Here is a 26,440-nt window from a genome sequence, read left to right on the forward strand (position 1 = left end):
CACGTCCGGCGGAGGCGGTGCCCGGAGCGCGGCGGACGGCTCACGACCCCTGGACCGTGATCTCCTGGACCCCGAGCCGGTAGCCTCCGTCGTCGTCGGCCGGCAGCTTGGTCACCCAGAAGAGCAGGTAGCGGTACTGCGCGTCGGGGTTGAAGCCGGCGAAGGCCATCGTGGCGCCGTCGTGGTCCTCGTACGGCTGCCCGATCCGGGTCTTGTAGTTCTCCAGCAGCTGCTTGTCGCCCGACGAGGTGGAGGGCCAGTTCTGCGTGCCGGTGAGGAGTTCGGCGCTGGCGCCGGTGCCCGAGAGCGTGACCTGCAACGACTTCACGGTGTGCGGGGCGCCGAGGTCGATCCAGACACCCATGCCGCGCTTGAGGTCGCCGAACTTGTCGTTCGGGTACCGGTCGGTCCGCCAGCCCTCGTCCTCGTTCTTGTCGATGATCTTCTTGGCGCCGTCCAGCTCGTCGCGCTTCTTGCTGTCGGGGTCGACGATGCGGATGTCCTGGATCCGCAGCGGGCCCACGGTGGGGGCCGGCGCCCCGTCGCCACCGGCCGGCGCGCTGGAGGTGGGCGCGGCCACGGGGTTGGTGCGGGGGTCGTCCTTCCCGTCGCCCAGCACGCTGATGCCGATCAGCAGCCCGACCAGCGCGACCGCCAGCAGGCCGGCGATGCCGATGGCGACCTTGCGGCCGCCCGCGGCGGCCAAGGGCGAGGGCTCGTCGCCCGTCTCGGCCGTGAAACGCAGCGGGCCGGTGTTGTCGAGGAACTGGTCCTCGGCCGGTACGTCGAGCCGGGCCAGTTCGGCGGCGAGCACGTCGGACGACGGCGGGCTGATCTCCGCGTCGAGCAGGTCCATGGTGAGGTCGTCCAGGTACGCCGGCACACCGGCGCGGACCTGGCGGGGCGCGGCGAGGGCGCCGTTGGCGTCCCGGACGGCGTCGGGGATGGCCGCCCGCCCGTGCCCGGCGGTGGCGCCGCGCAGCGGGGCCTCGGTGTGCGGCCAGTAGCCGGTCAGTGCGAAGTAGAGGATCCCGCCGACCGCCCGGATGTCGCTCTCCTGGCTGTCGTCGCCGTCGGTGCGGGCGTCGGCCAGCACCACCCGGCCGTCATCGGAGATCATGACGGTGCCCGGGTGCACGTTCCCGTGCACCATGCCGGTGGCGTGCACGGCGGCGAGGGCGCTGGCCACGGCGGCGCCGATCGCGGTCGCCCGGGCCGGGTCCAGGGGCTCCTCGGTGACCAGCTCGCGCAGGGAGTGCCCGTCGACCCATTCGCGCACCACGTAGGCCCGCTCGCCCTCGTCGATCGCGTCGTAGACGCCGACCAGGTTGGGGTGGATGACCCGGCTGGCCGCGACGGCGGCCTGGAGCATCTCGGTGGCGGAGTCGCCACCCGGGTAGCGCAGCACGACCGCGACGGGACGGCGCAGCACGACGTCGACGCCACGCCAGACCAGGCGCCCGGCGCTGTCGTTGTTGATGTGCTCGACCAGTTCGTACCGCTCGGCGAGGATCTCACCGGCCGTGGGAGCACCGAAGGTCATGACCGGCGGAGCGCTCTCGTCCGCGTCCTGACCCTCGCCGACCTGGGTCACCCGTCCTCCCTCGGTGATCGTGTCGATCGATGGACCCGCGCTGCTGGGCATGTGGCTTCCCGCTCTGCCTTCGAAGGAACCGGCCGACCGGTGTCGACGCGAGGCGCCGCGCCTGCCGAACCCGTCGAGAGCGACCTTACCCGGGTTGCCCGCCTCCCCGACATGTCATCTTCCCGCCGTACCCGCCGGGGGTGCCGGGGGTCGGACGAGTCGTCCGGTTACGACTGTTGTCAACCACGTTGCTGGCACATGTACTAGCCAAATCTACGTGTTCGCCGCAAGAGGCCGCCGGAGGGGCTCGAACCGGCGTGGTCGCCCGGATCACGCCGTCGGGGTTCCCACCGTACGGCCGGGCACGCTCAGCCGTACGGCTGGTTATCCACAGGCCGATCCGGCAGCTGACCGGTGAATCGCGGAGTTATCCACAGGCTCATCCCCAGACTGGTGATCCACCGTCACCATGCGTCGCCGAGCCGGGCGGGCGCGGTCAGCGGCCGAGCCGCCGGCGCACCATGCCCACCACCTCGGTGATCTCGCCGATCCGGAGCAGCGTGGCGAGCCCGAGGTACGTGCCGCCGATCGCGGCGCCGCCGATCACGAGCTGGACGAGAGCCTGACCCCAGCTCGGCGTGTCGTCGCCCGGCAGCAGGGCCACCACGAGGAGGCCGACCAGCGCCGCCCCGAGGGCCGCGACGAGGACCCGGCCGAGGGTGCGCATGATGCCGCCGAGCCCGATCCGCCCGACCCGGGGCCGCAGCAGCCACGCCGAGGCGATGGCGGCCGCCAGGTAGGACACCGCGTTGCCGACCATCATCCCGGCCGCGGCGAAGTGGGCGGCGAACGCGGCGAAGAGCACGATCTGCACGCCGATCCGCAGCGCCACGACCGGGATGTTGATCAGCGCGGGCGTACGCGTGTCGGGCAGCGCGTAGAAGGCGAACGTGAAGAGCTGGCTGATCGCGAACGGCACCAGGGCGAGCGCGGCCAGCAGCAGCACCAGCGACGTGTCGGCGGCGTTCTCGTCGGTGAACGCGCCGTAGCGGAACAGCACGACTGCCAGCGGGCCGGCCAGCACGGCGTAGCAGACGGCGATCGGGGCGAGCACCGCCGAGACGGTCCGGGTGCCCCGGGACAGGTCGGCGGCGAAGTCGGCGTAGCGGCCGTCGGCCGCCGCCGCGCTCATCCGCGGCATCAGCGCCGTGATGATCGAGACGGCGATGATGCCGTGCGCCATCATCAGCAGGAGGAAGACGTTGTTGTAGATCAGCGCGCCCGCGTCACCGTCGCCCGCGCGGTTGAGCAGATTGAACAGCACGATCAGGCCGACCTGGCTGACCGCGACGTAGCAGAACATCCACCCGCCGAGCCGCCCCAGCTCACGCAGTCCCAGCGCGCGGAAGTCGAAGCGCAGCTTCCACCGGAAACCGACCCGGCGCAGCGCCGGCAGCAGACCGGCGGCCTGGATCGCGACACCGAGCAGGGTGCCGCCGCTGATGAGCACGATCCGGCCGGCAGTCATCTCCTCCGGCCGGACGATCTCGGCACCGAAGATCGCGATGTAGAGGCCGGCGGTGGCGATCACCACGATGTTGTTCAGGATCGGCGCCCACATGGGGGCGGCGAAGTGCCCGCGCGTGTTGAGCACCGCGCTGATCAGCGCGCTGAGGCCGGTGAAGAAGATCATCGGCAGCATCAGGTACGACAGGTGGGTGACGAGTGACTGGTAGTCCTCGCCCCGGTTGTCGCTCGCGTACAGCTGGGTCAGCCACGTCGCGGCGACCACCGCGACCAGCGCGGCCGCCGCGAGGGTGACCACGGCCAGGGTGAGCAGTCGCTGGGCGTACGCCTGGCCGCCGTCCGCGTCGGCCTTGCGCCGGCGCACGAGCACCGGGATCAGCACGCTCGTGAGGATGCCGCCGAGCAGGAACTCGTAGACCATCCCGGGCAGGATCTGCGCGGTCGTGTACGCGTCGCCGACCAGCGCCCCGCCGAGCGCGGCGGTCAACGCGAGCGTGCGGAGGAAGCCCGTGCCGCGGCTCACGAGGCTGCCGATCGCCATCACCGCGCTGTTGGTGGCCGCGCTGCCCTCGGCGACCTGCTCCTGCGGCGGAGCCGTCGACTCCATCGACGGCTGGTTGAGCGGCTCGGCGGAGATGAAGACGGCACCGTCGTCGGTCGGCCGCCCCGGGTACCCGCCCGGCCCACCGCCCTGTGCGGCGTTCGCGCTGCGGTAGAGCCCGCCGCTCATCTTCAGCCTCCCCGGATGCCTCGCCGGGCGCGTGCCCGCACGTGACAGACGATAGTCAACGCGAGCGCGTTACCCACGCCCGGCGCGGGTGATCCGGACCAGGCCCGATAGTCTGGCGATCCCATGTCCGAAGCCTCCGCACCGCACGCCGCCGACCGCCGCGAACTCACCGCCGCGCAGCGCAACGCCGTCGCCGAACTCCTCCGGGTCTCCCCGGTCGCCGACGAGCTGGGCCGTCGGTTCGCCCGCGCCGGTCACGAGTTGCACCTCGTGGGCGGTTCGGTGCGGGACGCCCTGCTCGGCCGGCTCGGCGAGGATCTCGACTTCTGCACCGACGCGCACCCCGACGAGACGCTGCGCATCGTCAAGGGCTGGGCGGAGGCGATCTGGGAGACCGGCCGTGAGTTCGGCACCATCGGCGCCCAGCGCGGCGGGCTGCGGCTGGAGATCACCACATTCCGCGCCGAGGCGTACGACCAGGTCAGCCGCAACCCCGTGGTGGAGTACGGCACCAGCCTCGTCGAGGACCTGAAGCGACGCGACTTCACCATCAACGCGATGGCGGTGAGCCTGCCGGACCACCGGTTCACCGACCCGCACGGCGGGCTCGAGGACCTCGCCGCCCGGGTGATCCGCACCCCCGCCGCGCCGCAGGAGTCGTTCCGCGACGACCCGCTGCGGATGCTCCGCGCCGCCCGGTTCGCCGCCCAGCTGCGCTTCGCGGTGCACCCGGACGTGCGGGCGGCGATGACCGCGATGGCCGCCGACCTGGACCGGATCACCGCCGAGCGGATCCGGGACGAGTTCACCAAGCTCCTCTGCGGCGCCGACCCCGTCACCGGGCTGCGGCTGCTCGTCGACACCGGGCTGGCCGATCGGTTCCTGCCCGAGCTGACCGGGCTCAAGCTGGAGATCGACGAGCACGCCCAGCACAAGGACGTCTACGAGCACACGCTCACGGTGGTCAGCAACGCCATCGGCTACGAGGAGGACGGCTGCGACTTCATCCTCCGGATGGCCGCGCTCATGCACGACGTGGGCAAACCGGCCACGAAGGCGGTCGGCCCGGACGGCCGGGTCAGCTTCCACCACCACGAGGTGGTCGGCGCGCGGATGACCAAGGCCCGGATGAAGGCGCTGCGCTACCCGAAGGACGTCATCGGCAAGGTCACCGCGCTGGTCGCGCTGCACCTCCGCTTCTACGGGTACGGCCGGGGCGAGTGGACCGACTCGGCCGTGCGGCGGTACGTCACCGACGCCGGTGACCTGCTGCCCCGGCTGCACAAGCTGACCCGGTCGGACTGCACCACCCGCAACCGGCGGAAGGCGGCGCAGCTCGCCGCGGACTACGACGCGCTGGAGGAGCGGATCGCCCGGATCGCCGCCGAGGAGGACCTGGCGCGCGTCCGGCCCGACCTCGACGGCAACGCCATCATGGAACTGCTCGGCGTGCCGCCGGGGCCGGTGGTGGGCCGGGCGTGGAAGTACCTCAAGGACCTGCGGCTGGAACGCGGCCCGCTGGACCGGGAGACCGCCGAGGCGGAGCTGCGGCGCTGGGCCCGGGACGAGGGCATCGTCGACTGACGACGGCGGAGAGGGGGCGCCGCCCCCGACCGGGAGCGGCGCCCTTCGGCGTACGGTCAGCGGGCCTCGACGGCCGTGCTCTCCACGGAGGATTTGCCGTTTCCGGCGGCCGTGCCCAGCCGGGCGAGGAGGCCGGCCAGGTCGATGCCGGTGAGGTCGCTGCCGAGCTGGAGCCCCTGGGCCACGTTGCCCGCCACCGACTTGGTGAGGGACGAGGCGCCATCGGTGGAGATGACGGTCATCTTGTCGATCGCGCCGATCGGCGCGCTCGCCGCCTCCACCACCTGGGGCAGCACCTTGACCAGCAGGTCGAGCACCGCAGCCTCCCCGTACGCCGCGAACGCCTCGGCCTTGCGGGCCATCGCCTCGGCCTCGGCCTGCCCCTTGGCCTGGATGGCCGCGGCCTCGGCCTGCCCCTCGCGCTCGACGGCCTCGGCGATCGCCGACCGCCGCCGCTGCTCGGCCTCACCCTCCTTGGCGCCCTCGATCGCGTTCGCCTCGGCCAGCGCGGCCCGCCGCGCCCGTTCGCCCTCACCGGTGAGGCGGGCCTGCTCGGCCGCGGCCTGCGCGGCGGCGATGACGGCCTGCCGCTGGGCGTCCGCCTGGAGGACCGCCGCGTTGCGGGCCGCCTCGGCCTCCTGCTCCACCTTGTACCGGGCGGCGTCGGCGGGCTTGCGCACCTCGGTGTCCAGCTGGCGCTGCTTCAGCTCGGCGTTGCGCTCGGCCACCTTCTGCTGCTCGGAGAGGATCGCCTGGTCCCGTTCGGCCTGGGCGAGCGGGCCGGCGGCGGCGGACTTCGCCTTGGCGGCGTCGATCTCGGCCTGAATGGCGGCCTGCTTGAGGGCCAGGTTCCGATTCGCCTCGGCGATCGCCTCCTCGGCGAGCAGCCGCTCCTGCTCGGCCTGCTGCCGGGCCCGGGCCTCGGCGATGGCGGCGTCCTTGAGCACCCGGGCCGCCTCCGGCCGGCCGAGGTCCTGCAGGTAGGTGCCCTCCGCCAGGATGTCCTGAAGCTGGAAGGTGTCCAGCACCAGGCCCTGGTTGGTCATCGAGTGCTCGGCCTCCTCGGCCACCGCGCTGGCGAACGCGGCCCGGTCGCGGATGACCTCCTCGACGGTGAGCCGGCCGACGATCGAGCGCAGCGCGCCGGCGAGCACCTCCCGGGTGAAGTCCTCGATCTCGTCCTGCTGGTGCAGGAAGCGCTGGGCCGCGGCGCGGATCGCATCCTCGGTGCCGCCGACCTTGACGATGGCGACCCCGTGCAGCTCGGTACGGATGCCCTGCTTGCTCACCGCGCCCTTGATGCCGACGTCGATCCGCCGGCTGGACAGGTCGAGCGACTGGAGCTTCTGCACCACCGGCAGGACGAAGACGGAGGCGCCCAGCACCACCTTCTGCCCGGACATGTCGGTCGACCGGCCGCCGTCGGCGGTCTGCGTGGTGCGGCCCTTGCGGCCGGTGACGATGAACGCCTCGTTCGGCCCGGCGACCTTGATCCTGGAGAGCACGAACAGTACGAGCACGAGGACGAGGAGGACGGCTCCTCCGATGGCGATGAACAGGGGCATGCGAGTGTCCTGTCTTGAAGGGGGTCGGATCAGTAGGTCTCGACGTGCACGCTTGTCTCGCTGAGCGCCTCGACGACGAAGATCTGGGCGCCCATCGGGATGGGCCGGTCCGCCCGGGCGTTGAGTTTGACCGGCTGGCCGGCCACCCGTACGCGGACCTCGCCGTAGCCGTTCGCCGGCACCGGGGTGACCACCAGACCCAAGGCGCCGACGAGATCGCCCCGGGTGGGGGTGGGATCCGTGCGCATCCGGCGGGCCGCCCGGCTCAGCCGGGCCGCGAACCAGGCGACGGGAAACGCGGCGAGCGCGCCGCCGGCGACCGCGGCGGCGATCGCACCGCCGGTCCGCCCGCCGAGGAGTTCGTTGACGATCGCGGCGCCGAAGCCGAACGCTCCGGCGAAGCCGGCCACCGCCTCGACCGACACGGGCCCGTCGAGGTCGAGGCCCCCGACGTGGAGGAGTTCCGTGCCGAGCAGGGCGAGCGCCAGCACCGCGACGCCCGCCCCACCGATGATCAGAAAGATCAGCGTCCCCGTCACCACGACCGGTACGGTATCGACGCTGCGCAACGGGTCAGGCGGGTCCGACCGTCAGGCTGAGGTTGTCCAGCGCCGGGGGCAGCGGTTTTCGGGCCAGTTCCTGGCCCTCGACGTCGACCAGCACCATCTCGTTGGTCGACCGGTCGCGGTGCAGCAGCCGGTCACCGGCGAGCCACACGTCGTCGTCGGCGAGGGCCGTGCCGACGATCTTCCCGTTGCCGACGTCGACGATCCGGGGACCGTCCTGTCCCTTCACGACCACCAACCGGCCGTCCGGGGACCACGACCACGGGCCGGCGGGATCCCCGGGCACGGGCAGGAAGCGGGTCGGGCGGCCGTCGTCCGGCGAGAAGAGCTGGACGCCGCGCCGGGCGTGGGGCTGGGACTCCGAGGTGGGAGCCGTGGGGTCGGTCTGTTGCAGCACCACGTTCCGGCCGTCCCGGGTCCAGGTGAAGAAGCACCGGTCGGTGCAGTAGTACTTCTTCTGGTCGACGGGGTGGACCCGGTAGCTCCCCCCGGCGGCGAGCACACCGAGCGCCAGCTTGCCGGTCGCCTTGTCGAGCACGGTGAGCGCCAGCCGGCGCCCGTCCGGTGACCAGTGCGGCGTCATGACGTGCGGGCCGGTGGACACCCAGCGGACCGCCTCGGTGCGCAGGTCGAGGAGACCGATCTCGCCCGGCCGTTCGTAGTCGACGACCGCGGCGACGTGGCCGCTCGGCGGCGCCCACACCTCCTCGTACCGGTCGACCGCGCGGTAGCGGCCACTGTCGCGGTCCAGGACGTACGCCGTCGAGGACGGCGTGCCGGTCGAGCTGGCGCCCGCGAGAACCCAGCCGCCGGGGAGGGTGAGGACCCGCCGGGCCCAGTCGTCACCCGGCGCGGGCTCCGCCGAGGGGACGGGTTCCGGGCCGATGGCGGCGGACGCCGACGGGCCGACGGTGGCGGACGTCGACGGGCCGGGGGCGCCCCCGCCGACGACGGCCGGCGGGTCGGCGCGGAGCCAGGCGTACGGCACGGCCAGGACGACGAGAGTGGCCAGGGCACCGGCGGACGCGGCGGCCCGCCGCCGGCGGCGGAGGGTACGGCCGCGCCGCAGTGCCTCGCCGGCGAGATCGGACGGCAGCCGGGCCTCGTTCGCCAGCTCGTGGACGGCCTGCCGGACCGCGTCCTCGGACCTGCTGGTCACCGCTTCACCTCCGTGACGGTGTCGTCGAGGGCGGGCACGAGCTGCCGGAGCCGGGCCAGGGCCTTCGAGGCGTTGCTCGCCACCGTGCCGACCCGGCAGCCGAGCAGGGCGGCGGTCTGTTCGAGGCTCAGGTCCTCCAGGTAACGCAGCGTCAGGACGGCGCGTTGCCGGGGCGGGAGGGCCAACAGCGCCTCCCGCAGCAGCAGCCGCAGGTCGGTGTCGTCACCGCTGTCGCGTCCCGCGCGTTCCGGCAGTTCGGCGACGGGCACCTCCGGGCGGCGGGCCCGGCGCCGCCATCGGGAGACCTGGTCGTGGTAGAGGATCCGCCGCACGTACGGCTCGGCGTCGCCGCGGATCCGCGGCCACCGGGCGTACGCCTTGGCCAGCGCGTTCTGGAGCAGGTCCTCCGCGCCGTGCTGGTTGCCGGCGAGGGCGTACGCGACGCGCAGCAGGACGTCGCCCCGCTCGTTGACGAAAGCGGTGAACTCCCCGTCGGTTCCCGAAGCCACCCGTCCACCTCCGTTACACAGACGCCGGCCGGGCGCGGATCTTTGCCCCGATCCTCAATCTTTCCGTTGACAAGATGCTGCGGAGGGGCCAATCTTGACACCGACAAGACGGAGGTGTCCCCATGTCCTCGGCAACCCTGACCACCGCCGGCATCCTGTTGATCACCGTGGTGGCCGTCGCGTACGGCGGTCTCACGCTGCTCACCCACCTCGCCCGGCGTCGGGCCGGCTACCTCGACAACCCCGTGCGGCGCGGACTCTGGACGGCCGGCCACGCCCACGCCGGCGTGCTGGTGCTGTTCACCCTCGCCGTGCTGCCCTACATCGACCAGGCCGACGCGTCCGACGGCACCCGCACGCTGATCCGGTCGCTGCTGGTGGCCGCGCCGATCCTGATGCCGCTGGGCTTCTTCCTCTCGGTCGCGCGCCCGCAGGACACCCGGCCCAACAAGCTCATCTGGCTGACCGTCGCCGGAGGCGCCTGCCTGGTCGTCGGGGCGCTGCTGCTCGGGATCACCCTGCTCTGATCCGAGCGGGTGGGAATGTCGGCCGGTCGCGGACAATGAACGGATGCGCTGGACCGTGCTCGACTCCCCGATCGGGGAGTTCTCCGTGGCCACCGACGGCACGAGCGTCTGCGGCACCCACTTCGGCCGGGTAGCCGACGCCGTCGACGAACCGGTCGACGACCTCGGCCGGCAGGCCGTGGCCGAGCTGCGGAGCTACTTCGCGGGCGCGCTCACCGGCTTCACGGTGCCGGTGCGGATCCCGCGCGGTTCGGACTTCGAGCGCGCCGTGTGGCGGGAGATGACGCGCATCCCGTACGGGGAGACGCTCACGTACGGCGAGGTGGCGTCCCTGGTGGGCGACCCGGGCGCCGCCCGGGCGGTCGGGGTGGCGTGCAACCGCAACCCGGTCCCCGTGATCGTGCCCTGTCACCGGATCGTCGGCGCCGGCGGCAAACTGGTCGGCTTCGGCGGCGGCCTGGACCGCAAGGTGCACCTGCTGGAGCTGGAGGCGCGGGTCGCGCTGGAGCACGCCTGGTCCTGACGGCGGCGGCGCCTTCCTCAGTCCGGGGCGGGCAGGCAGCCGCCGTCGGCGATCGGGGCACCGATCTCGACCCTGACCTCGCCCTGCCCGACGCTGCCGAAGACGCACGCGCGCCCGGTCCATCCCGCGAAGAGCAGGCCGTCGCCGGGACCGTTGTCGAGCCGCCCCGGCGAGCGGACGGTGACGGAGGTCAGGCCGGTTCCCTCGACGACCCGGCGCACGGCCGCCTCGTCGGCGTCGTTGCGGCCTCCGGCGGTCAGCAGGTTGAGGTGGCGCGCCACCTCGCCCGCGCAGGCCCGCGCGCCCTCGGCCGCCTCCGGGGCGAGGGTGCCGCGCTGGCGGAAGGCGTCGTTGGCCGCCTGCTGCCGCCGCAGCATCTCCTCGCGCCGCTGCTCCTCACCGAGTGGGGATCGCGACGGCGTCGCCCCGGCCGGCGTGGAGCGGGCGGGAGCGGGCTCGTGTGGCGGGCGGGCGACCACGGGCCCCGGCACCGCGCACCGCGCCTCTGGCACGGGCGGACGAGCCACGGTCGTGGCGGCCGCCGGCTCCTCGGCGGCGTCGGCCGCGGGGCGGGCGTCCGGTGGCGCGCAGGCGACGAGGGCCGGCAGCAGCACCGCCGCGGCGAGCGCGACCGCGGCGGATCCGTGACGCTCGCGCCTCCATTCACCGTTGCCGGCTCGCATGGACAGCCAGGCTACCGGCGTGCCGCCGCGTTCGCGTGACGGCGCGGTGGTGCGTACCGCCCTCCGGGGCCGGGACGCGTCGAGGGCCGGGTCCACACGGACCCGGCCCTCGACGGATGCCGCGGTGAGCGCGTCAGCGCTCGACCTCGCCGGCGATGAACGCCTCCACGGCGGCGTGCGCGTCGTGGTCGGCGTACTGCACCGGCGGGGACTTCATGAAGTACGACGAGGCCGACAGGATCGGGCCACCGATCTTCCGGTCCAGCGCGATCTTCGCGGCGCGGACGGCGTCGATGATGACACCGGCCGAGTTCGGGGAGTCCCACACCTCGAGCTTCAGCTCGGCGTTGAGCGGGGCGTCGCCGAACGAGCGGCCCTCCAGGCGGATGTACGCCCACTTGCGGTCGTCCAGCCACGGCACGTGGTCCGACGGGCCGATGTGCACGTCGCTCTTGACCATCTCGTGCGGGATCTGGGAGGTCACCGACTGGGTCTTCGAGATCTTCTTCGAGACGAGCCGGTTGCGCTCCAGCATGTTCATGAAGTCCATGTTGCCGCCGAAGTTGAGCTGGTACGTGCGCAGCAGCTCGACGCCCCGGTCCTCGAACAGCTTCGCGAGCGCGCGGTGCACGATGGTGGCGCCCACCTGGCTCTTGATGTCGTCGCCGACGATGGGCAGGCCCGCGTCGGTGAACTTCTTGGCCCACACCGGGTCGGAGGCGATGAAGACCGGCAGGGCGTTCACGAACGCGCAGCCGGCGTCGATCGCCGCCTGGGCGTAGAACTTGTCGGCCTCCTCGGAGCCCACCGGCAGGTAGGAGACGACCACGTCGACCTGCGCGTCGCGCAGCGCCTGCGCCACGTCGACCGGCTCGACGTCCGACTCCTCGATGATCTCCCGGTAGTACTGGCCCAGACCGTCGAAGGTCGGGCCGCGCTGCACGGTGACGCCGGTCGGCGGCACGTCGCACAGCTTGATGGTGTTGTTCTCGCTGGCGACGATCGCCTCGGCGAGGTCCATGCCCACCTTCTTGGCGTCCACGTCGAACGCCGCGACGAACTGCACGTCGGAGACGTGGTAGTCGCCGAAGGTGACGTGCATGAGACCCGGGACGCGATCGTTCGGGTCGGCGTTCCGGTAGTACTCGACGCCCTGCACGAGGGACGAGGCGCAGTTACCCACACCGACGATGGCGACGCGGACGGAGCCCATAGCGTCTGCCTCCTTCTTCTTCATCACGGCCGCTCTTTCCTGGACTCTCCAGGCGGGGGCGGGCTGATCTCTTCTCGTCGGCCGCCGGCTGTCCCGGTTTGCGGGACCGTCGGGGCTCGGCCGGAGCGCTCGTTGGCGATGAGCTCCTCCAGCCAGCGGACCTCGCGCTCACAGGCTTCCAGTCCGTGGCGCTGCAGTTCCAGGGTGTACGCGTCGAGGCGCTCGGCCGCCCGGGCCAGCACGTCGCGCAGCCCTTCGCGACGCTCCTCGATCTTGCGGCGGCGACCCTCCAGGATGCGCAGTCGGGTTGCCTGGTCGGTCCGGGCGAAGAACGCGAAGTGCACGCCGAAGCCCGTGTCGTCGTACGTCTCGGGCCCCGCCTGTGCGATGAGCTGGGCGAAGCGTTCCTTGCCCTCCGCGGTGATTTTGTAGACCACCCGACCACGTCGGCTGGTCAGCGCGGGAACCTCCTCGGCGGTGGCAGGTGTCTCGGCAGCTTCGGTGATCCAACCCGCCGCCTGCAACCGGCGCAGGGTCGGGTAGAGCGAGCCGTAGCTGATCGCCGCTCGGATGGCACCGAGCTTGGCGGTCAACTCCTTGCGCAGCTCGTAGCCGTGCATCGGAGACTCCTGCAGCAGGCCGAGGATGGCGAGCTCGAGCACGGGCCACCACCTCTTACCCTCTGCGCGGAGCGATAACCGCCGCGATGTATCGGACCGATACATCGCACGTTAGCGGCTCACCCCCATCAGGGCAAATCCCGAATTCGGGGTCCGGCAACTACGGATAGTCACCCCGGTCGCCTCGTCGGGCCGGACCGCGTACCCTCTTCCGCATGCGTACGCAGCGCCAGGTCGTCGACTACTCGCTCCGGAAGCGAGCGGTGCTGCGTGAGCTCCTGGCGGGCCGGGTCGGCACGTACGACGTCTGCGACGCGTCGCCGTACCTGAAGAACGCGGCTCGGTTCCACGGTGAGCCGACCGACGAGCGCTGCCCGATCTGTCGGAGCGAGAACCTCATCCACGTCCACTACATTTACGGGGACGAACTCAAGCAGTCGGCCGGGCAGGCCCGGACACTGGCGGAGTTGCCGGTGTTGGCGATGACGCTACGTGAGTTCCAGGTCTTCGTGGTGGAGGTGTGCCTCGGCTGTGACTGGAACCATCTCGTCGAGCAGTACCTGCTCGGGCGGGACGGGCTGGCCGAGGGCGGGCCGGAGCACGAGGTGGCGGGCGGCGAGGCCGCCGGCCCGGTACGGCGAAGGCGAGAGGCGCAACGGTGAGGCCGATCCGTCGGACGGGCCCGGCGCGGCGCAGGCTCGCCAGGACGGACGACGAGTGATTGGTCTGAAAGGCCCGATTGATCGGGAAGTGACGTCACGCGAGCGGCACGTACGTGCCGCCCTGACGCGTGAAGAAGCTCACGGCAACCCGGTGGCCGCGCGACGGCGCGCCACCGCGACCGGCAGGGTGTGAGGAATGAACTCGTACGGCGATCCCAGTTCGCGTGGGCGGGCCCAGATCCCGAATCCGAGTGGTGACCTCGGACGGGCGGCGGACGACGCGTACCGCCGCCCCGGCGGCGACGGCTGGTCGGCCCAGGAGGGCTCGGCGTCGGCCGGACGCGCCTCGGTGGCACCCCGCGGTGCCTCCTCGGGCGGGCGGGCCTCGGTCACGCCGCGGGGCGGAGCCGCGAGCGCGGCCCCCGTCGGCTCCGCGTCGGTCGGTTCGGCCTCGGTGGGGCGCGCCGGTTCCGGTCGGGCCTCGGTGCCGGTCTCCCCGGCCGCCGGCGGCGCGGCCGGCCGGGCGAGCGCCGGTAGGGCTTCGGTGCCGGTCTCCCCGGCTGGCCCGGCGGGTCGGGCCACCGTCGGCGCCGCCGCGGTCGGTTCCGCGTCGGCCGGTCGGGCGAGCGTCGGTTCGGCCTCCGTCGGCGGTCGTGCCGCGGTGGCCCGGGCGAGCGTCTCTCCCGTCTCCGGTGGCCCGGGAGGCGCCGGAGGGCCGGGCGGTCCCGGTGGGCCGACCGGCCCGCGACGCGGCCGCCGTGGTCCCGACGACCCGGGCGCCGCCGCGCGGGCGAAGAAGCGCAAGCGGATGAACATCGCCATCGCGAGCTTCGCGGTCTTCATCATGCTCGCCGGTCTCGGCGTCGTCGGCTTCACCTACTACTCGACGAACGTGGTGCTCCCCGAGGAGATCAACCCGCCGCAGGCGACCACGATCTACGACTTCAGCGGCAAGACGATCATCGCGAAGGTCGGCCAGGAGAACCGCACGCTGGTCACCATCAACCAGATCCCGCAGTACGTGCAGGACGCGGTGGCCGCCGCCGAGGACCGCAACTTCTACCGGCACTCCGGTGTGGACTACAAGGGCATCGCCCGCGCCGCCTGGAACAACTTCACGGGCGGGGACAAGCAGGGCGCCTCGACGATCACCCAGCAGTACGCGCGCAACGCGTTCGACAACCTGAAGGACGACACGTACGCCCGGAAGGTGAAGGAGGCGATCTTCGCCTCCAAGCTGAACGACCAGTACTCGAAGCCACAGATCATGCAGCACTACCTCAACGTGATCTACTTCGGGCGGGGCGCGTACGGCATCGAGGCGGCGGCGCAGACCTACTTCGGCAAGTCGATCAACAAGGTCACCCCGGCCGAGGGCGCGGTGCTCGCCGCGCTGATCAAGCAGCCCGAGCCGACCGCCACCCACAAGGGCTACGACCCGGCCATCAACCCGACCGACGCCAAGGCCCGCTGGGACTACGTCATCAACGGCATGATCCAGGAGGGGTGGCTCAACGCGCCGGGCAAGCCGCAGGCGCCCACGGAGTACCCCAGCAAGACGCTCAAGGCCCCGAAGAAGGGCGGCGTCGGCGTCGACTACGGCGTCAACACGCCGTACGGCAACGTCATCAACTACGTCCGGCAGGAGATGCGGGAGAAGGGGCTCTGCGTCGACGACGAGACGCAGGTCACCGACGCCAAGCCGCTCTGCTCGCAGGCGCTGATGTCCGGTGGCTACCGGATCCGCACCACGATCGACACGAAGATCCAGAAGGCGGCGCTCGAGGTCGCCCAGCGCAAGACCAAGGGGTCCGAGCTCGCGGGTCAGCCGGCGAACCTGATGGCCGCCGTGGTCGCCATCGACCCGACCAACGGCCGCGTGCTCGCCTACTACGGCGGTGACACCGGCGTGGGCATCGACTACGCCGGCAAGAACACCGACTCCGCCGGGAACCTCTTCGGCGGCCACTCGCCCGGCTCCAGCTTCAAGATCTACACCCTGGCGGCGGCCCTCAAGGCCGGCAAGTCGCTCGAGTCCCGCTGGAAGGGCCGGGCATTCACGCCGAAGGGCACGGAGTTCAAGGTCAGCAACGCCGGCACCGACAACCCGAAGTGCGGAAACAGCTGCACCCTGCGGGAATCCACGTTGCAGTCGCTCAACGTGCCGTTCTACCACGTGACCGAGGACATCGGCCCGGACAAGGTCATCGAGATGGCCCGGGACGCCGGTGTCACCACGATCTGGCGGACCGACACCAACCCGCAGAAGCCCTACGACCTGACCAAGGAGGAGCCGGAGAAGGTCGCCCACCCGAACGGCCCGTTCTTCCACGTGGTCGGCTACGGCCAGTACCCGATCACCGTGCTGGACCACGCCAACGGTGTCGCCACGTTCGCCAACGGCGGCGTCTACAACAAGGCGCACTTCCTCTACTCGGTCGAGAAGCAGGACGAGACGACCGGCAAGTGGAAGAAGATCAGCAGCGAGAAGCTGAACTCCCAGCGCCGGATCGACAAGGACGTCGTGGCCGACGTGACCTCCGTCCTGAAGGACTACCCGGGTCGGGTGCACCACGAGCTCGACGGTGGCCGGCCGGCGGCCTCCAAGACCGGCACCTGGGAGCAGAAGGAAGGCAGCCCGGAGAACGGCGACGCCTGGATGATCGGCTACACGCCGCAGCTCGCCACCGCCGTCTGGGTCGGCAACGTCAAGGAACGCAAGCCGCTGAAGATGAAGGACGGCACGCGGATCAGCGGTGGCAACCTGCCCGGTGAGATCTGGGAACGCTTCATGGACGAGGCGCTCAAGGGCGAGGAGAAGGAGCCCTTCCCGCCCGCGGCGAACATCGGCGACAAGGACTCCGGCAACGGCGAGGCTCCGCCGCCTCCGCCGGAGCAGCAGCAGCCTCCGGGTTGCCCGAACCCGCTGAACCCGTTCTGCCCCCGCGACGGCGACAACGGCGGGAACAACGGCGGTGGCGACAACGGCGGGAACAACGGCGGCGGCGACAACGGTGGCGGCGGGCCCAACAGACGGGACCTGCCCGGCGGCATCGGCGGTGGGCTGCTACCGAGCACACCACCGACGTACTACCGCAACTGACGCACCCACCGCCGCTGGCGGCCGGACCACCCGTCCGGCCGCCAGCGGCGTTTCCGGCACCCGTACCGGAGCGGTCCGCGGCGGGGCGCGTCCGCCGTCCGCGCGCCGGGACGGGACGCGGACCCGGGATGTACGGCAGGATGCCTCTTCATGAGCACCCAGTCGACGCCCGACCTCGGCGACGCCGGTAGCACCGACCACCCGTCCCGCTCCGACGGGTTCGTCCGGGGAGTGTCCGGCCTGATCGGCGGCCCGCTCGGCGACCACGCCGTGGCGCTGGACCGCCCGGCCGGACGGGAGCGGCGTTTCTGGACGGCGGCCAGGATCGTGCTGGCCCTCGTCTGCCTGACCCTGGCCCTGCACTGGGTGCAGAAGTCCCCCTGCCAGGACGGCGCCTGGCAGAACAACGTCCAGTACACCCGGTTCTGCTACACCGACGTGCTCGCCCTCTACTACGCCGAGGGGTTGAACGAGGGTAAGGTGCCCTACCGCGACCACCCGGTCGAGTACCCGGTGCTGACCGGGTACTTCATGGGGGCGCTCGGTCTGCCGGTGCACGCGCTCGGCCGCGACGACCCCGGAATCAACCAGGGCATGTGGTTCTACAACCTGAACGCGCTGGTGCTCGGTGCGCTCGCGGTGGCCACCGTCGCGGTGATCCTCGCGCTGCGCCGCCGGAGGCCCTGGGACGCGGCCCTCTTCGCGCTGGCGCCGGCGCTGCTGCTCACCGCCACGGTGAACTGGGACCTGCTCGCCATCGGCCTGGCGGCGTTCGGCCTGCTGGCCTGGGCGAGGCGACGGCCGTTGCTGGCCGGCGCCCTGCTCGGGCTGGCCGGCGCGGCGAAACTCTGGCCGCTGTTCCTGCTCGGTCCGCTGCTGGTCCTCGCCCTGCGGGCGAACCGGCTGCGTGCCGCGCTCAGCGCCGTGGCCGCCGCCGTGGTGGCGCTGGTCCTGGTGAACCTGCCGGCCGCCGTGCCGTACCGGGAGAACTGGGACCGCTTCTTCGAGCTGAACAGCAGTCGCCCGATCGACTGGGGCACCCTCTGGTACATCGGCCGCTACCTGGACGGCAAGGTGGGCAACGACCCCGGGCAGTTGGGCCCGTTCGAGTGGCTGAACGCCAACATCCCGACACTCAACCTGCTCTCGTACGCCCTCTTCGGGCTGGCGTGCCTCGGCGTGGCCGCGCTCGCCCTGCTGGCACCGCGCCGACCCCGTCTCGCCCAGCTCGCGTTCCTGGTGGTCGCGGCCTTCCTGATCTTCAGCAAGGTGTGGTCCCAGCAGTTCGTGCTCTGGCTGCTGCCGCTCGCCGTCCTCGCCCGCCCGCGCTGGGGAGCCTTCCTCGCCTGGCAGGCCGCCGAGGTGTGCTACTTCGCCGCGTTCTACGGCGAACTGCTCGGGGCCTCCACGGGCCGGCCCGTCTTCCCGGAGGGGGTGTTCGTGCTCGCGGCCACCCTGCGGCTGGTCACCGTGGCCGTGCTCTGCGGGCTGATCGTGCGCGACGTCCTGCACCCCGAGCGGGACGCGGTCCGGGCGACCTACGCCGACGACCCCGACGGGGGCGTGCTCGACGGCGCGCCGGACGCCCCGTGGTGGGAGCGGTGGCGGCGGCGCTCGGCGCTGCCGGCCGAGTCGGTGCCGACCGAGTCGCTACCGGCCACCGGCTGAGCCGAGCGCGCCGGCCGCTTCGGTTGAGCCGAGCGCGCCGGCGGCCTGCGTCGGCAGGCTCGTGGGCAGGCCGCTCGGCAGGCCGCTGGGGAGGCTGGTCGGCAGTCCACTCGGCAGATCGGTCGGCAGACCGCTGGGGAGACCGCTGGGGAGACTCGTCGGAAGGCCGGTCGGCAGGCTCGTCGGCAGATCGGTCGGCTGGCCGGACGGCGTCGGCTGCGGACCCGACGACGAGTCGCCGGGCCAGAGCCGGTAGACCACCGCCGAACCGATCTCCTCCCGGGTGATCCCGAGCGAGTCCACCGGCGTGTCCACCGACATCTCCCACGGCGTGCCCGCGATCTGGTCGCGCAGCAGCACCACGTTGCGTACGCCCAGCGTGCGCAGGTAGTCCACGCTGACCTGGTCGGGGAACGTCTGGGTCACCCGACGGACGTCGTCCAGTTGCCGGGGAGTGAAGCCGCTGCCGCCGTTCACCACGTCCTGGAAGTGGGTCGTGGACCAGAGCATGACGTGCTGGTCGAGGCCCTGGTTGCTCGGCAGGACCAGCATCGGGCCGTCGACGACGCGCATGGCCTCGGGCTGCGCCGGGGCGACCGGGTGGGGTGTGGTGTTCAGCCCCTCCGCCGTCACGAGGAGCAACGGCAGCACACTGGCCAGCCGGAGCCACGGGCCGGGCCAGGACGGGATCCGCTGCGCGGCGAGGTCGTGCACCCGGTCGGTGAGCGCGGTGACCGCGCCCGCCGCCAGCAGGCAGAGCAGCAGCGTGACCCAGAGCATGAGCCGGCCGGGGGTGCGCAGGCCGTTCCAGCCGGGCAGGTGCTCGAAGAGGGGCACGTACGTCCAGGTGCCGCCGAAGAAGCGGGTGCCCATGGCCAGCACCATCGTGCCGAGCACACCGGCGAGCAGCAGGAGGCGGTGCCGCAGCCTCCACACGGAGAAGAAGAGGCCACCGGCGGCCAGGGCGTAGAGCACGAAGCCGGGCAGCAGGGTCATCTCGGGGTGCCACGGCAGGGCCGCCCGGGCGCCCTCGTGCAGTCCGCCCCAGATCCGCGACTCGGCCGGTGCGGTCACGAAGCCGGACGCGGGCGGCGAGAAGAGCGCGATGTCGCCGACCGACCGCTCGGCGTTGGGGTGCAGCTCGGTCACCCTGAAGTACGGGATGGCCATCAGCAGCCCCACGCCGGCGAAGAGCGCGCCACCCACCAGGTCGGCGATGAACAGCCGGACGCCGAACGGCCGCCGTACGCCGCCGAACCAGCGCCGGACGTACCAGGTGACCGCCGCGACGAGCACGGCCGCGCCGAGGAAGTACGCGAACGGCAGGCCGATCCCGAAGCCGAGGCTGAGCTGCCAGGCCGCCACCAGCCAGCCGGCGTACACCCAGCCGTCGTGCCGGCGCTCGGGCCGGTAACCGTGCCGCAGCGACCAGCCGTGGCCCCGCGCCAGCATGGCGAGCGCCAGCGGGATGCCGCCGTTGGAGAGCACGTGGAGGTGCCCGGCCTGCGCCAGCAGCCACGGCGCGTACGCGTAACCGACCCCGGCCACCGCCGCGCCCATCCGTGCCGAGCCGAGTTGCCGTGCCAGCGCGTACGCCCCGAACGTGGCGAGCGCGTGCGCCAGCACGAACATGATGTTGTAGCGGAGGACGGCGGCCTCGGGACCGGTGCCGATCATGCCGGCCGGCGCGTAGCCGAGCAGCGTGTCGGAGAAGGCGAAGCTCCACGCCTCGGGGAAGAACGAGTTGGACTGCCACAGCTGGGCCGGGTTGGTCAGCAGGATGTGCCCCGACCAGGCCATCTGCCAGGACTGCAGGCTCGGGTCCCAGGTGTCCTGCGGCAGCGTGTAGCGCGGGTAGCGCAGCGTCGGCCACGTCATGAGCACCGCGAGCGCGAGGGAGCCGAGCGCCGCGAGCGTCCACTCGTGAACGAGGGACCGGCCGACCGCCCGCCCGACGCGCCGTACGCGACCGGGTACGGGCTCCGGCGCGGGCCCGAAGGCGGCCCAGGGGTCGGCCGTGGCCTCCCCGTCGGTGCTGGTCTCGTCGGTCCCGCCGGCCTTGCCGTCGGCGGTGGTCTTGTCGGTGTCGCCGGGCTTGCCGTCGGTGGCCGTCTTGTCGGTCCCGGTGGCCTCGCCGCCGTCGGTGGCCGTCTTGCCGGTGTCGGCGACCGTGTCGTCGGTGGCCGTCTTGTCGGTGTCGGCGACCGTGTCGTCGGTGGTCTTGCCGGTCTCGGTGGCCTTGTCGTCGCCGGTTCTCTCGTCGGTGCTGCCGGACTTGCCGTCGGTCTGGGCGGCCTCGCCGTCGGCGCTCGTTCCAGCGATCACGTCGGGCTTGCGGCCCGGGGTCGTCTCGCCGCTGTCGTGGGGCTTGCGGGCCGCGGTCGTTCCACCGGCCTCGGCGACCGTGGAGTCCGTGCTCGTCCCACCGTTCTCGCCGGCGTTGCGGCCCGCGGTCGTTCCACCGGCCTCGGCGGGCTCGCCGACGGCGGTCGTGTTGTTCCGGGCGGGCATGCCGGCGTCCGGCCCGTCGGTGGCGGGCTTGTCGGCAGCGGCGGCCTTCCCGGTCACCGCGGTCGCCGCGCCGCTCGTCCCAGCCGCGCCGCTCGTCCCAGCCGCGCCGCTCGTCCCGGCCGTGGGTCCGGCGGCTCGGTCGCCCGTCGCGTCGCTCGCGCGCGGCCCATCGACCGTCGCGTCCGCGGTGCCCGCCCCGCCGCCAGCGGGGGGCGTGGCCCCCTCCCGGCGTTCCTGGCTGTTCCCGGCCGGGGCTGGCGCGCCTCCGGCCTCCGACTGTCCGGTCGTCATGCCGCCGGCCGCTCCGTCCCGAGCTGCTCACGAAGGAAGGCGATGTCGGCGGCCTGACCCGTCGCGCCGCCCGGCGTCTCCACGATGACCGGCGCGCCGGCTGCCCGGATCACGGCCACCACCAGCTCGGGGTCGATCGTGCCGCCGCCGAGGTTGTCGTGCCGGTCCTGCCCGGAGCCGAACGCCCCCTTGGAGTTGTTGGCGTGCACCAGGTCGATGCGACCGGTGATCGCCTTGACCCGGTCGACGAGGCCGAGCAGTTCCTCACCGCCGGCGTGGGCGTGGCAGGTGTCCAGGCAGAAGCCCACCTCGAACTCCCCCACGGCGTCCCAGAGCCGGGCGAGCGCGTCCAGCCGTCGCGCGCAGGCGTTGTCGCCGCCGGCCGTGTTCTCGATGAGGACCGGGACGGCGAAGCCGCCGGACTCGGCCGCGTACGCGAAGGTCTTGCGCCAGTTGTCGAACCCCACCGCCAGGTCGTCACCGGCGTTGACGTGCCCGCCGTGGACGATCAGCCCCTTCGCTCCCACCGTGGCGGCCGCCGTGGCGTGGCTCAGCAGGAGCTTGCGGCTCGGGATCCGGATCCGGTTGTTGAGGGTCGCCACGTTGATGACGTACGGCGCGTGCACATAGATCTCGGTCTCGGCGTCGCGCAGCCGCTCGGCGTCCTCCCGGGGCGCTGGCGCCTTCCATCCCTGCGGGTCGGAGAGGAAGAACTGCACGGCGTCGGCTTCACGAGCGGCCGCCTCCGCGAGCGGGTCGGTCGAATCGACGTGGGCTCCGATACGCATGGAGGCGAGCCTACGTCGCGCCTCCGACGCGCGGAACGACGACGGGAGCGAGTTGTGGCCGCGAACGTCACCCGACCTGTCGGCGGTCGTTGATGAGAGGGGAGTGGAGGCACGTCGTCCCTGGCCCGCTCGTCGGCATCGGCGCCGGTCGAGGCTCCGGCCGGGCGGCGGGTGTCATTCCCCGACGCGGGCGCCCTCGTCGTGTGGCCCGACGCGGCGAGGGCCGGCCCGGTACGAACAGGGCGATCACAAAATTCTCAGGAATTTGCGCCATTTCCACCGACAAGTGACGACAGCAGTTGTATCGTCAGGTAACAACACGATAAAGCTCCGCGGGGCGTCTCCGGTCCAACCTCATCGGTGTGGTCGTTCCTCCCCAGGTCCCACCCAAGGAATGCGGACGGGACGCCCCGCGGCCTCGTGGACGGGGGTCCGCTGCCAGCCTGACGGCCGGCGCGGACCCCCGTCGCCGCGTTTCCCGGGGTGTGCCGTGGCTGCGGGCCGGGGACGACGACGCTGTAGAGCCCGGACTGGGAGCGCACCGGCCGGGTCGGTGTGCACGCGACCAGCCGCAGCGTGCACCGGCCCGGGCATGATCGTCCCGACCAGGTATCCTGGCCCGGTTGTCCGCGTCCGGGCGGGTCCCCCCGACCCTGGAGCGGTCCACGACGCACGACCTCCTGCCACGGAAGGACCGTGGCCGCTTAGCCCACAGGAGGTGAGCACGTCTTGCGTCATTACGAAGTCATGGTGATCCTCGACCCCAGCCTCGAGGAGCGCACCGTCGCCCCGTCGCTCGACACGTACCTGAACGTGATCCGGACCGCGGGCGGCTCGGTGGAGAAGACCGACGTGTGGGGCCGCCGGCGCCTCGCGTACGAGATCAACAAGAAGGCCGAGGGCATCTACGCCGTCATCGACCTCCAGGCGACGCCGGAGGCGGTGGCCGAGCTGGACCGTCAGCTGCGACTCAACGAGTCGGTGCTGCGCACCAAGGTCATCCGGCCGGAGATGCGCTGAGGCGCATCCGACCCGGTTCGCCCGGATCAGCCTCATCGACGCTGTCGTACGGCTCTGGGAGCCTGTACGACGAGACGATGAGTGCGCGAGGAGATGGTCATGGCAGGAGACACCACCATCACGGTCATCGGCAACCTCACCGATGACCCCGAGTTGCGGTTCACCCCCTCCGGCGCGGCGGTCGCCAAGTTCCGGGTCGCCTCGACGCCCCGTTTCATGGATCGGGCGTCCGGCGAGTGGAAGGACGGCGAGCCGCTGTTCCTCTCGTGCACCGTCTGGCGCCAGGCCGCCGAGCACGTCGCCGAGTCCCTCCAGCGGGGCACCCGGGTGATCGTGTCCGGCCGGCTGCGGCAGCGGTCCTACGAGACCCGCGAGGGTGAGAAGCGCACCGTCATCGAGCTCGAGGTCGACGAGATCGGCCCGTCGCTGCGCTACGCCACGGCGAAGGTGCAGAAGATGTCCCGCTCCGGCGGCGGTGGCGGCGGCTTCGGTGGCGGTGGTGGCCAGGGCGGCGGAGGCAACTTCGACGACCCGTGGGCCTCGGCCGCGCCCGCCCCCTCGCGTTCCGGTTCGGGCGGCGGAAACTTCGACGACGAGCCCCCGTTCTAATGGCGCCCAGCGCCCGTGATCGCAAACCAGGAGCAAGAGCAATGGCCAAGGCTGCGGCACTTCGCAAGCCGAAGAAGAAGGTGAACCCGCTCGACAAGGACGGGATCACCTACATCGACTACAAGGACACCGCGCTGCTGCGCAAGTTCATCTCCGACCGCGGCAAGATCCGCGCTCGGCGAGTGACCGGCGTGACCTCGCAGCAGCAGCGGCAGATCGCCCGTGCGGTCAAGAACGCCCGCGAGATGGCGCTCCTGCCGTACACGTCCACGACCCGCTGAGAGGAGGCGCCGACATGAAGATCATCCTTACCCAGGAGGTTTCCGGCCTCGGTGCCCCCGGCGACATCGTCGAGGTGAAGGACGGCTACGGCCGTAACTACCTGCTGCCGCAGGGCTTCGCGATCGCCTGGACCAAGGGTGCGGAGAAGCAGGTCAGCCTGATCAAGCGGGCCCGCGCAGCCCGGGAGATCCGCGACCTGGGCCACGCCAACGAGGTGAAGGACCAGCTCGAGGGTCTGAAGGTCAGCCTCAAGGCCCGTGCCGGCGACGGTGGTCGGCTCTTCGGCTCGGTCACCCCGGCCGAGATCGTCGACGCCGTCCGGGCGGCCGGCGGCCCGAGCCTCGACCGGCGTCGGCTGGAGCTGCCCGGTCACATCAAGTCGACCGGTGCCTACCCGGTGCGCATCAAGCTGCACCCCGAGGTGACGGCCTCGTTCAACCTGAACGTCGTCGCCGCCTGACCCGTCACGCACCGACCAGGGCCCGCACCGAGCGATCGGCGCGGGCCCTGGCCGTCTCTGCGGGCGTACGGCCGACCGCCGCTCACCGCCCAGCGCGGCGCGACCTGGGGCGAGCGGCCCCGGGTGCGGTGTGCCGGTGACCGGTGGGCGCTCAGCCCGGCGGTGGCCCGCGCCGTGACGGCCGGCGCGGCAACGATCAACCGATCGGTTGCCCGGTCACCACGCTGATGAGCACGGTGGACAGCCCACCGCCCACCACCGCGGAGGCGAGCGCGATCGTGGTGGCGCGCCAGGTCGTCCCGACCCGGCGCAGCAGCGCCGCCACCACGAGACTGCTCGCCAGGGCCAGAGCGAAGCGGGGCGCGCCGGCGACGAGGGAGCCCAGCGCGTGTGCCCTCGGCGAGTCGCAACCACCCCCGGTGATGTCCGTGACGCAGCCAGCCGGAGGCCGCGCGTCGAGGGTCAGGAGCCACGCGAAGATCAGGACCGCGGGGATCAGGTAGCACGCTGCCGTGTAGAGCAGAGGCCGGAGCGGGCCACCCGGATCCGGGTCGAGCAGGTCGTCCTCCAGACGCCGGGCCCAGGCGGCCGAGTCCAGCGTGTCGAGCCGTCGCCGGACCGCCGGCCGGCCCGTGCCACGAGGCGCGCCGATCGGATCCGCCGGGCGCCGGCCCGCCCCGTAGCCGGCGGGCCTGCCGCGCGGTGCCGCGTACGTGATCGCGGGCGAGCGGGGCGCCGACGTGGGCGGGTCCATCCAGCGCGGGTCGTCGCCCGCGAGTCGCGTGCCTGACCAGAAGCCCTCGTCCCGCCCGGCCCAGTCCCGGCTCTCGTCCGCCCGGTCCCGCCGCGACCGGGGCGGCTCCGTCCGGTCCCACCGGCCGGCGTCGGCGTACCGCTCCCACTGGCCGGTGCTGTCGGACCGCTCCCAGGCCCCCGTGTCGTCGGGCCGGTCCCAGCTTCCGGTGTTGTCCGGCTGCTCCCAGGCCCCGGTGGCGTCCCACCGGTCCGTCCCGCCCGCCGCCGGCCAGGCGTGCACCCCGGACGCGTCCCACGGGTCGACCGCCGGCGGGTACGCGGGAGCTGCTTCCTCCGCGGCGGGTCGGGCCGCCCGGTCCCACGGGTCGGCTGCCGGACGGGACCAGGACTCCTCCACGGGACGGAGAGCGCGTCGCGCGCGTCGCTCGGGCTCCCGGCGGGCCGGCCGCTCGTCGGTGGCGGACGACTCCTCGACTCCCGACCAGATCACCTGGGGACGGGATGAGGACGCCCGCCGAGGGCGGGGCACGACGACCGACCCGGAGACCGGCTCGTCCTCCACCGGGTCGGCACGGCGGCTGCCCACGTACCCCTGCTCCTGTGGACGGTCGAACGTCCACTCGCCGGTGTGGTCCGACCCCGGGCCGCCGGCGGCCGGCAGCTCCTGCCAGGCGGTCGCGCGGGCCTCGTCCCCACCGCCGGTCGTCTCGACGGCACGCCGGCCACCACCCGAGCGGGGCCGGACCACCTCGTCGTCGTCATCCGGCGCGGCGTGTCGCCCGCCGCCGTCGGCGCGCCGGACGCCGGACTCCAGCGCCCACCGCGGCAGGTAGGCGTCGACGGGCTCCTCCTGCTCCCGCTCCCACGACCGCCGGCGACCCGGCGCGCGCCGCGGCTCGTCGGGAACCTGGGGGTCGACCGGATCGGCATCGGGCGGGCTCCACGAGACGGTCGACCGACGTGCGCGCGGGCCACCCTCCCCGCGTCCCCAGTCCCGGTAACTCACGGCCGGAGCGTGACCCTTCTCAACCGATGGCGCAATCCGCTGTCCAGGTGTAGCCGTTCGCTGGAGATAGTACGGGACGAAGGACGCGCCGACCCCACCGAAAAGTTTCCCTCCACAGCCTGGGGATCGCGTTATCCCAGCTCAGAGCGGGTGTGCCCGCGAATTCCCCAGTGGTTGTCCACAGCCTGTGCACACCCTGCGCACATCCCTGTGCACCGGCGTCCACAGGTTGTCCCGAGGCTCGTCCACCGCCGATGTTGAGTCCCTGAACTCGGGTTTCGTATGGTGGGCCCCCGACCGCCCGCCGATGACCCCCGATCGACCGGTTCGGTCACCACGAATGTCGCACCCGGACGGTAGAGCTGGGGGCGAGGATCCGACGCATCGGAGGGGGGACCGTGTCGGTCACCGACGACATGCGGGCGGAGCCGCGCGCCGGAGGGCAGCCGCCCGCGCCCGCGCAGCGTGACGGCCAGTTCGAGCGCACCCCACC

At 72.4% G+C, this 26,440-nt stretch carries 23 protein-coding genes; 10 read left to right on the plus strand and 13 right to left on the minus strand.

The genetic code is table 11. The annotated features are described in order from the left end of the window. Nucleotides 1–40 precede the first annotated feature (40 nt). Both D7I43_RS11015 and murJ read right to left on the minus strand, forming a co-directional pair. Nucleotides 41–1,645: a protein kinase family protein gene (locus D7I43_RS11015; RefSeq protein ID WP_120328325.1), complete on the minus strand. Its 1,605-nt coding sequence runs from the start codon at nucleotides 1,643–1,645 to the stop codon at nucleotides 41–43. A gap of 436 nt (nucleotides 1,646–2,081) precedes the next feature. After that, on the minus strand, nucleotides 2,082–3,842 hold the full coding sequence (murJ, locus tag D7I43_RS11020; RefSeq protein WP_120328326.1) for a murein biosynthesis integral membrane protein MurJ: 1,761 nt from the start codon (nucleotides 3,840–3,842) through the stop codon (nucleotides 2,082–2,084). A 123-nt stretch (nucleotides 3,843–3,965) separates the two neighbouring features. Between murJ and D7I43_RS11025 the strand changes: the two genes are divergently transcribed. Next, nucleotides 3,966–5,426, plus strand: a complete 1,461-nt coding sequence (locus D7I43_RS11025) for a CCA tRNA nucleotidyltransferase (protein WP_120328327.1) — start codon at nucleotides 3,966–3,968, stop codon at nucleotides 5,424–5,426. Between the two features lie 56 nt (nucleotides 5,427–5,482). On the opposite strand, the gene D7I43_RS11030 is transcribed toward D7I43_RS11025, so the two are convergent. From D7I43_RS11030 to D7I43_RS11045, 4 genes are read right to left on the minus strand one after another with little or no spacing between them, the layout of a single operon-like run. Continuing rightward, nucleotides 5,483–6,991, minus strand: a complete 1,509-nt coding sequence (locus D7I43_RS11030) for a flotillin family protein (protein WP_120328328.1) — start codon at nucleotides 6,989–6,991, stop codon at nucleotides 5,483–5,485. 29 nt (nucleotides 6,992–7,020) lie between these two features. Continuing rightward, complete coding sequence (locus tag D7I43_RS11035; protein ID WP_120328329.1) at nucleotides 7,021–7,560, minus strand: hypothetical protein; 540 nt, start codon at nucleotides 7,558–7,560, stop codon at nucleotides 7,021–7,023. A 4-nt stretch (nucleotides 7,561–7,564) separates the two neighbouring features. Then, nucleotides 7,565–8,716: a WD40 repeat domain-containing protein gene (locus tag D7I43_RS11040; RefSeq protein ID WP_120328330.1), complete on the minus strand. Its 1,152-nt coding sequence runs from the start codon at nucleotides 8,714–8,716 to the stop codon at nucleotides 7,565–7,567. Continuing rightward, nucleotides 8,713–9,225 (minus strand): SigE family RNA polymerase sigma factor, encoded by a 513-nt coding sequence (locus D7I43_RS11045; RefSeq protein ID WP_120328331.1) that lies wholly within the window; start codon nucleotides 9,223–9,225, stop codon nucleotides 8,713–8,715. The genes D7I43_RS11040 and D7I43_RS11045 overlap by 4 nt, the downstream gene beginning before the upstream one ends. 122 nt (nucleotides 9,226–9,347) lie before the next feature. Here D7I43_RS11045 and D7I43_RS11050 point away from each other — a divergent pair, with 122 nt between their 5' ends. Both D7I43_RS11050 and D7I43_RS11055 read left to right on the plus strand, forming a co-directional pair. Next, a complete protein-coding gene (locus D7I43_RS11050; RefSeq protein ID WP_120328332.1) occupies nucleotides 9,348–9,752 on the plus strand; it encodes a hypothetical protein in 405 nt (134 codons plus the stop codon). Between the two features lie 43 nt (nucleotides 9,753–9,795). Continuing rightward, the gene (locus D7I43_RS11055) at nucleotides 9,796–10,275 is read left to right on the plus strand and encodes a methylated-DNA--[protein]-cysteine S-methyltransferase (RefSeq protein ID WP_120328333.1); all 480 of its coding nucleotides are present in this window, start codon (nucleotides 9,796–9,798) and stop codon (nucleotides 10,273–10,275) included. 17 nt (nucleotides 10,276–10,292) lie between these two features. Here the strand turns inward: D7I43_RS11055 and D7I43_RS11060 are convergent, their stop codons facing one another. From D7I43_RS11060 to D7I43_RS11070, 3 genes are all read right to left on the minus strand, one after another. Continuing rightward, a complete protein-coding gene (locus D7I43_RS11060) occupies nucleotides 10,293–10,958 on the minus strand; it encodes a hypothetical protein (RefSeq protein WP_147427242.1) in 666 nt (221 codons plus the stop codon). A gap of 133 nt (nucleotides 10,959–11,091) precedes the next feature. Continuing rightward, complete coding sequence (locus D7I43_RS11065; protein WP_120328335.1) at nucleotides 11,092–12,171, minus strand: inositol-3-phosphate synthase; 1,080 nt, start codon at nucleotides 12,169–12,171, stop codon at nucleotides 11,092–11,094. 23 nt (nucleotides 12,172–12,194) lie between these two features. After that, nucleotides 12,195–12,833, minus strand: a complete 639-nt coding sequence (locus D7I43_RS11070; protein ID WP_120328336.1) for a PadR family transcriptional regulator — start codon at nucleotides 12,831–12,833, stop codon at nucleotides 12,195–12,197. A 173-nt stretch (nucleotides 12,834–13,006) separates the two neighbouring features. Between D7I43_RS11070 and D7I43_RS11075 the strand changes: the two genes are divergently transcribed. Then, nucleotides 13,007–13,453, plus strand: a complete 447-nt coding sequence (locus tag D7I43_RS11075) for a DUF5318 domain-containing protein (protein WP_120328337.1) — start codon at nucleotides 13,007–13,009, stop codon at nucleotides 13,451–13,453. A gap of 138 nt (nucleotides 13,454–13,591) precedes the next feature. On the opposite strand, the gene D7I43_RS34350 is transcribed toward D7I43_RS11075, so the two are convergent. Then, complete coding sequence (locus D7I43_RS34350; protein ID WP_420870192.1) at nucleotides 13,592–14,035, minus strand: hypothetical protein; 444 nt, start codon at nucleotides 14,033–14,035, stop codon at nucleotides 13,592–13,594. 226 nt (nucleotides 14,036–14,261) lie between these two features. On the opposite strand from D7I43_RS34350, the gene D7I43_RS11080 reads away from it, so the two are divergent. Next, nucleotides 14,262–16,556: a transglycosylase domain-containing protein gene (locus tag D7I43_RS11080; protein ID WP_420870193.1), complete on the plus strand. Its 2,295-nt coding sequence runs from the start codon at nucleotides 14,262–14,264 to the stop codon at nucleotides 16,554–16,556. Nucleotides 16,557–16,706: 150 nt separating this feature from the next. Next, entirely contained in the window at nucleotides 16,707–18,224 is a 1,518-nt protein-coding gene (locus tag D7I43_RS11085; RefSeq protein ID WP_120328339.1) for a glycosyltransferase family 87 protein, read from the plus strand. On the opposite strand, the gene D7I43_RS11090 is transcribed toward D7I43_RS11085, so the two are convergent. Beyond that, nucleotides 18,207–20,792, minus strand: coding sequence for a hypothetical protein (locus D7I43_RS11090; RefSeq protein ID WP_240032906.1), 2,586 nt, complete (start codon nucleotides 20,790–20,792; stop codon nucleotides 18,207–18,209). The two genes, D7I43_RS11085 and D7I43_RS11090, sit on opposite strands and share 18 nt — an antisense overlap. A 230-nt stretch (nucleotides 20,793–21,022) precedes the next feature. Further along, on the minus strand, nucleotides 21,023–21,814 hold the full coding sequence (locus D7I43_RS11095) for a deoxyribonuclease IV (protein WP_120328340.1): 792 nt from the start codon (nucleotides 21,812–21,814) through the stop codon (nucleotides 21,023–21,025). A gap of 729 nt (nucleotides 21,815–22,543) precedes the next feature. Here D7I43_RS11095 and rpsF point away from each other — a divergent pair. The 4 genes from rpsF (at nucleotide 22,544) to rplI (ending at nucleotide 24,185) form a co-directional block, all read left to right on the plus strand. After that, nucleotides 22,544–22,834, plus strand: a complete 291-nt coding sequence (gene rpsF, locus D7I43_RS11100) for a 30S ribosomal protein S6 (RefSeq protein WP_120328341.1) — start codon at nucleotides 22,544–22,546, stop codon at nucleotides 22,832–22,834. Nucleotides 22,835–22,915: 81 nt separating this feature from the next. Continuing rightward, a complete protein-coding gene (locus D7I43_RS11105) occupies nucleotides 22,916–23,443 on the plus strand; it encodes a single-stranded DNA-binding protein (protein WP_192902119.1) in 528 nt (175 codons plus the stop codon). Between the two features lie 41 nt (nucleotides 23,444–23,484). Continuing rightward, nucleotides 23,485–23,724: a 30S ribosomal protein S18 gene (gene rpsR, locus D7I43_RS11110; RefSeq protein WP_120328342.1), complete on the plus strand. Its 240-nt coding sequence runs from the start codon at nucleotides 23,485–23,487 to the stop codon at nucleotides 23,722–23,724. 14 nt (nucleotides 23,725–23,738) lie between these two features. Then, a complete protein-coding gene (gene rplI / locus D7I43_RS11115) occupies nucleotides 23,739–24,185 on the plus strand; it encodes a 50S ribosomal protein L9 (RefSeq protein WP_120328343.1) in 447 nt (148 codons plus the stop codon). 196 nt (nucleotides 24,186–24,381) lie between these two features. On the opposite strand, the gene D7I43_RS11120 is transcribed toward rplI, so the two are convergent. Beyond that, entirely contained in the window at nucleotides 24,382–25,947 is a 1,566-nt protein-coding gene (locus tag D7I43_RS11120; protein WP_120328344.1) for a hypothetical protein, read from the minus strand. Between the last annotated feature and the right edge of the window lie 493 nt (nucleotides 25,948–26,440).

Origin of the sequence: Micromonospora globbae (assembly GCF_003610785.1) — a bacterium.
GTDB lineage: Bacteria > Actinomycetota > Actinomycetes > Mycobacteriales > Micromonosporaceae > Micromonospora > Micromonospora globbae.

Excerpts from the sequence above, each read along its gene's own strand:
- D7I43_RS11015 (WP_120328325.1), bottom strand. The coding sequence starts at position 1,645 with ATGCCCAGCAGCGCGGGTCCATCGATCGACACGATCACCGAGGGAGGA.
- murJ (WP_120328326.1), bottom strand. The coding sequence starts at position 3,842 with ATGAGCGGCGGGCTCTACCGCAGCGCGAACGCCGCACAGGGCGGTGGG.
- D7I43_RS11025 (WP_120328327.1), top strand. The coding sequence starts at position 3,966 with ATGTCCGAAGCCTCCGCACCGCACGCCGCCGACCGCCGCGAACTCACC.
- D7I43_RS11030 (WP_120328328.1), bottom strand. The coding sequence starts at position 6,991 with ATGCCCCTGTTCATCGCCATCGGAGGAGCCGTCCTCCTCGTCCTCGTG.
- D7I43_RS11050 (WP_120328332.1), top strand. The coding sequence starts at position 9,348 with ATGTCCTCGGCAACCCTGACCACCGCCGGCATCCTGTTGATCACCGTG.
- D7I43_RS11055 (WP_120328333.1), top strand. The coding sequence starts at position 9,796 with ATGCGCTGGACCGTGCTCGACTCCCCGATCGGGGAGTTCTCCGTGGCC.
- D7I43_RS11060 (WP_147427242.1), bottom strand. The coding sequence starts at position 10,958 with ATGCGAGCCGGCAACGGTGAATGGAGGCGCGAGCGTCACGGATCCGCC.
- D7I43_RS11065 (WP_120328335.1), bottom strand. The coding sequence starts at position 12,171 with ATGGGCTCCGTCCGCGTCGCCATCGTCGGTGTGGGTAACTGCGCCTCG.
- D7I43_RS11075 (WP_120328337.1), top strand. The coding sequence starts at position 13,007 with ATGCGTACGCAGCGCCAGGTCGTCGACTACTCGCTCCGGAAGCGAGCG.
- D7I43_RS11080 (WP_420870193.1), top strand. The coding sequence starts at position 14,262 with ATGAACATCGCCATCGCGAGCTTCGCGGTCTTCATCATGCTCGCCGGT.
- D7I43_RS11085 (WP_120328339.1), top strand. The coding sequence starts at position 16,707 with ATGAGCACCCAGTCGACGCCCGACCTCGGCGACGCCGGTAGCACCGAC.
- D7I43_RS11095 (WP_120328340.1), bottom strand. The coding sequence starts at position 21,814 with ATGCGTATCGGAGCCCACGTCGATTCGACCGACCCGCTCGCGGAGGCG.
- rpsR (WP_120328342.1), top strand. The coding sequence starts at position 23,485 with ATGGCCAAGGCTGCGGCACTTCGCAAGCCGAAGAAGAAGGTGAACCCG.
- rplI (WP_120328343.1), top strand. The coding sequence starts at position 23,739 with ATGAAGATCATCCTTACCCAGGAGGTTTCCGGCCTCGGTGCCCCCGGC.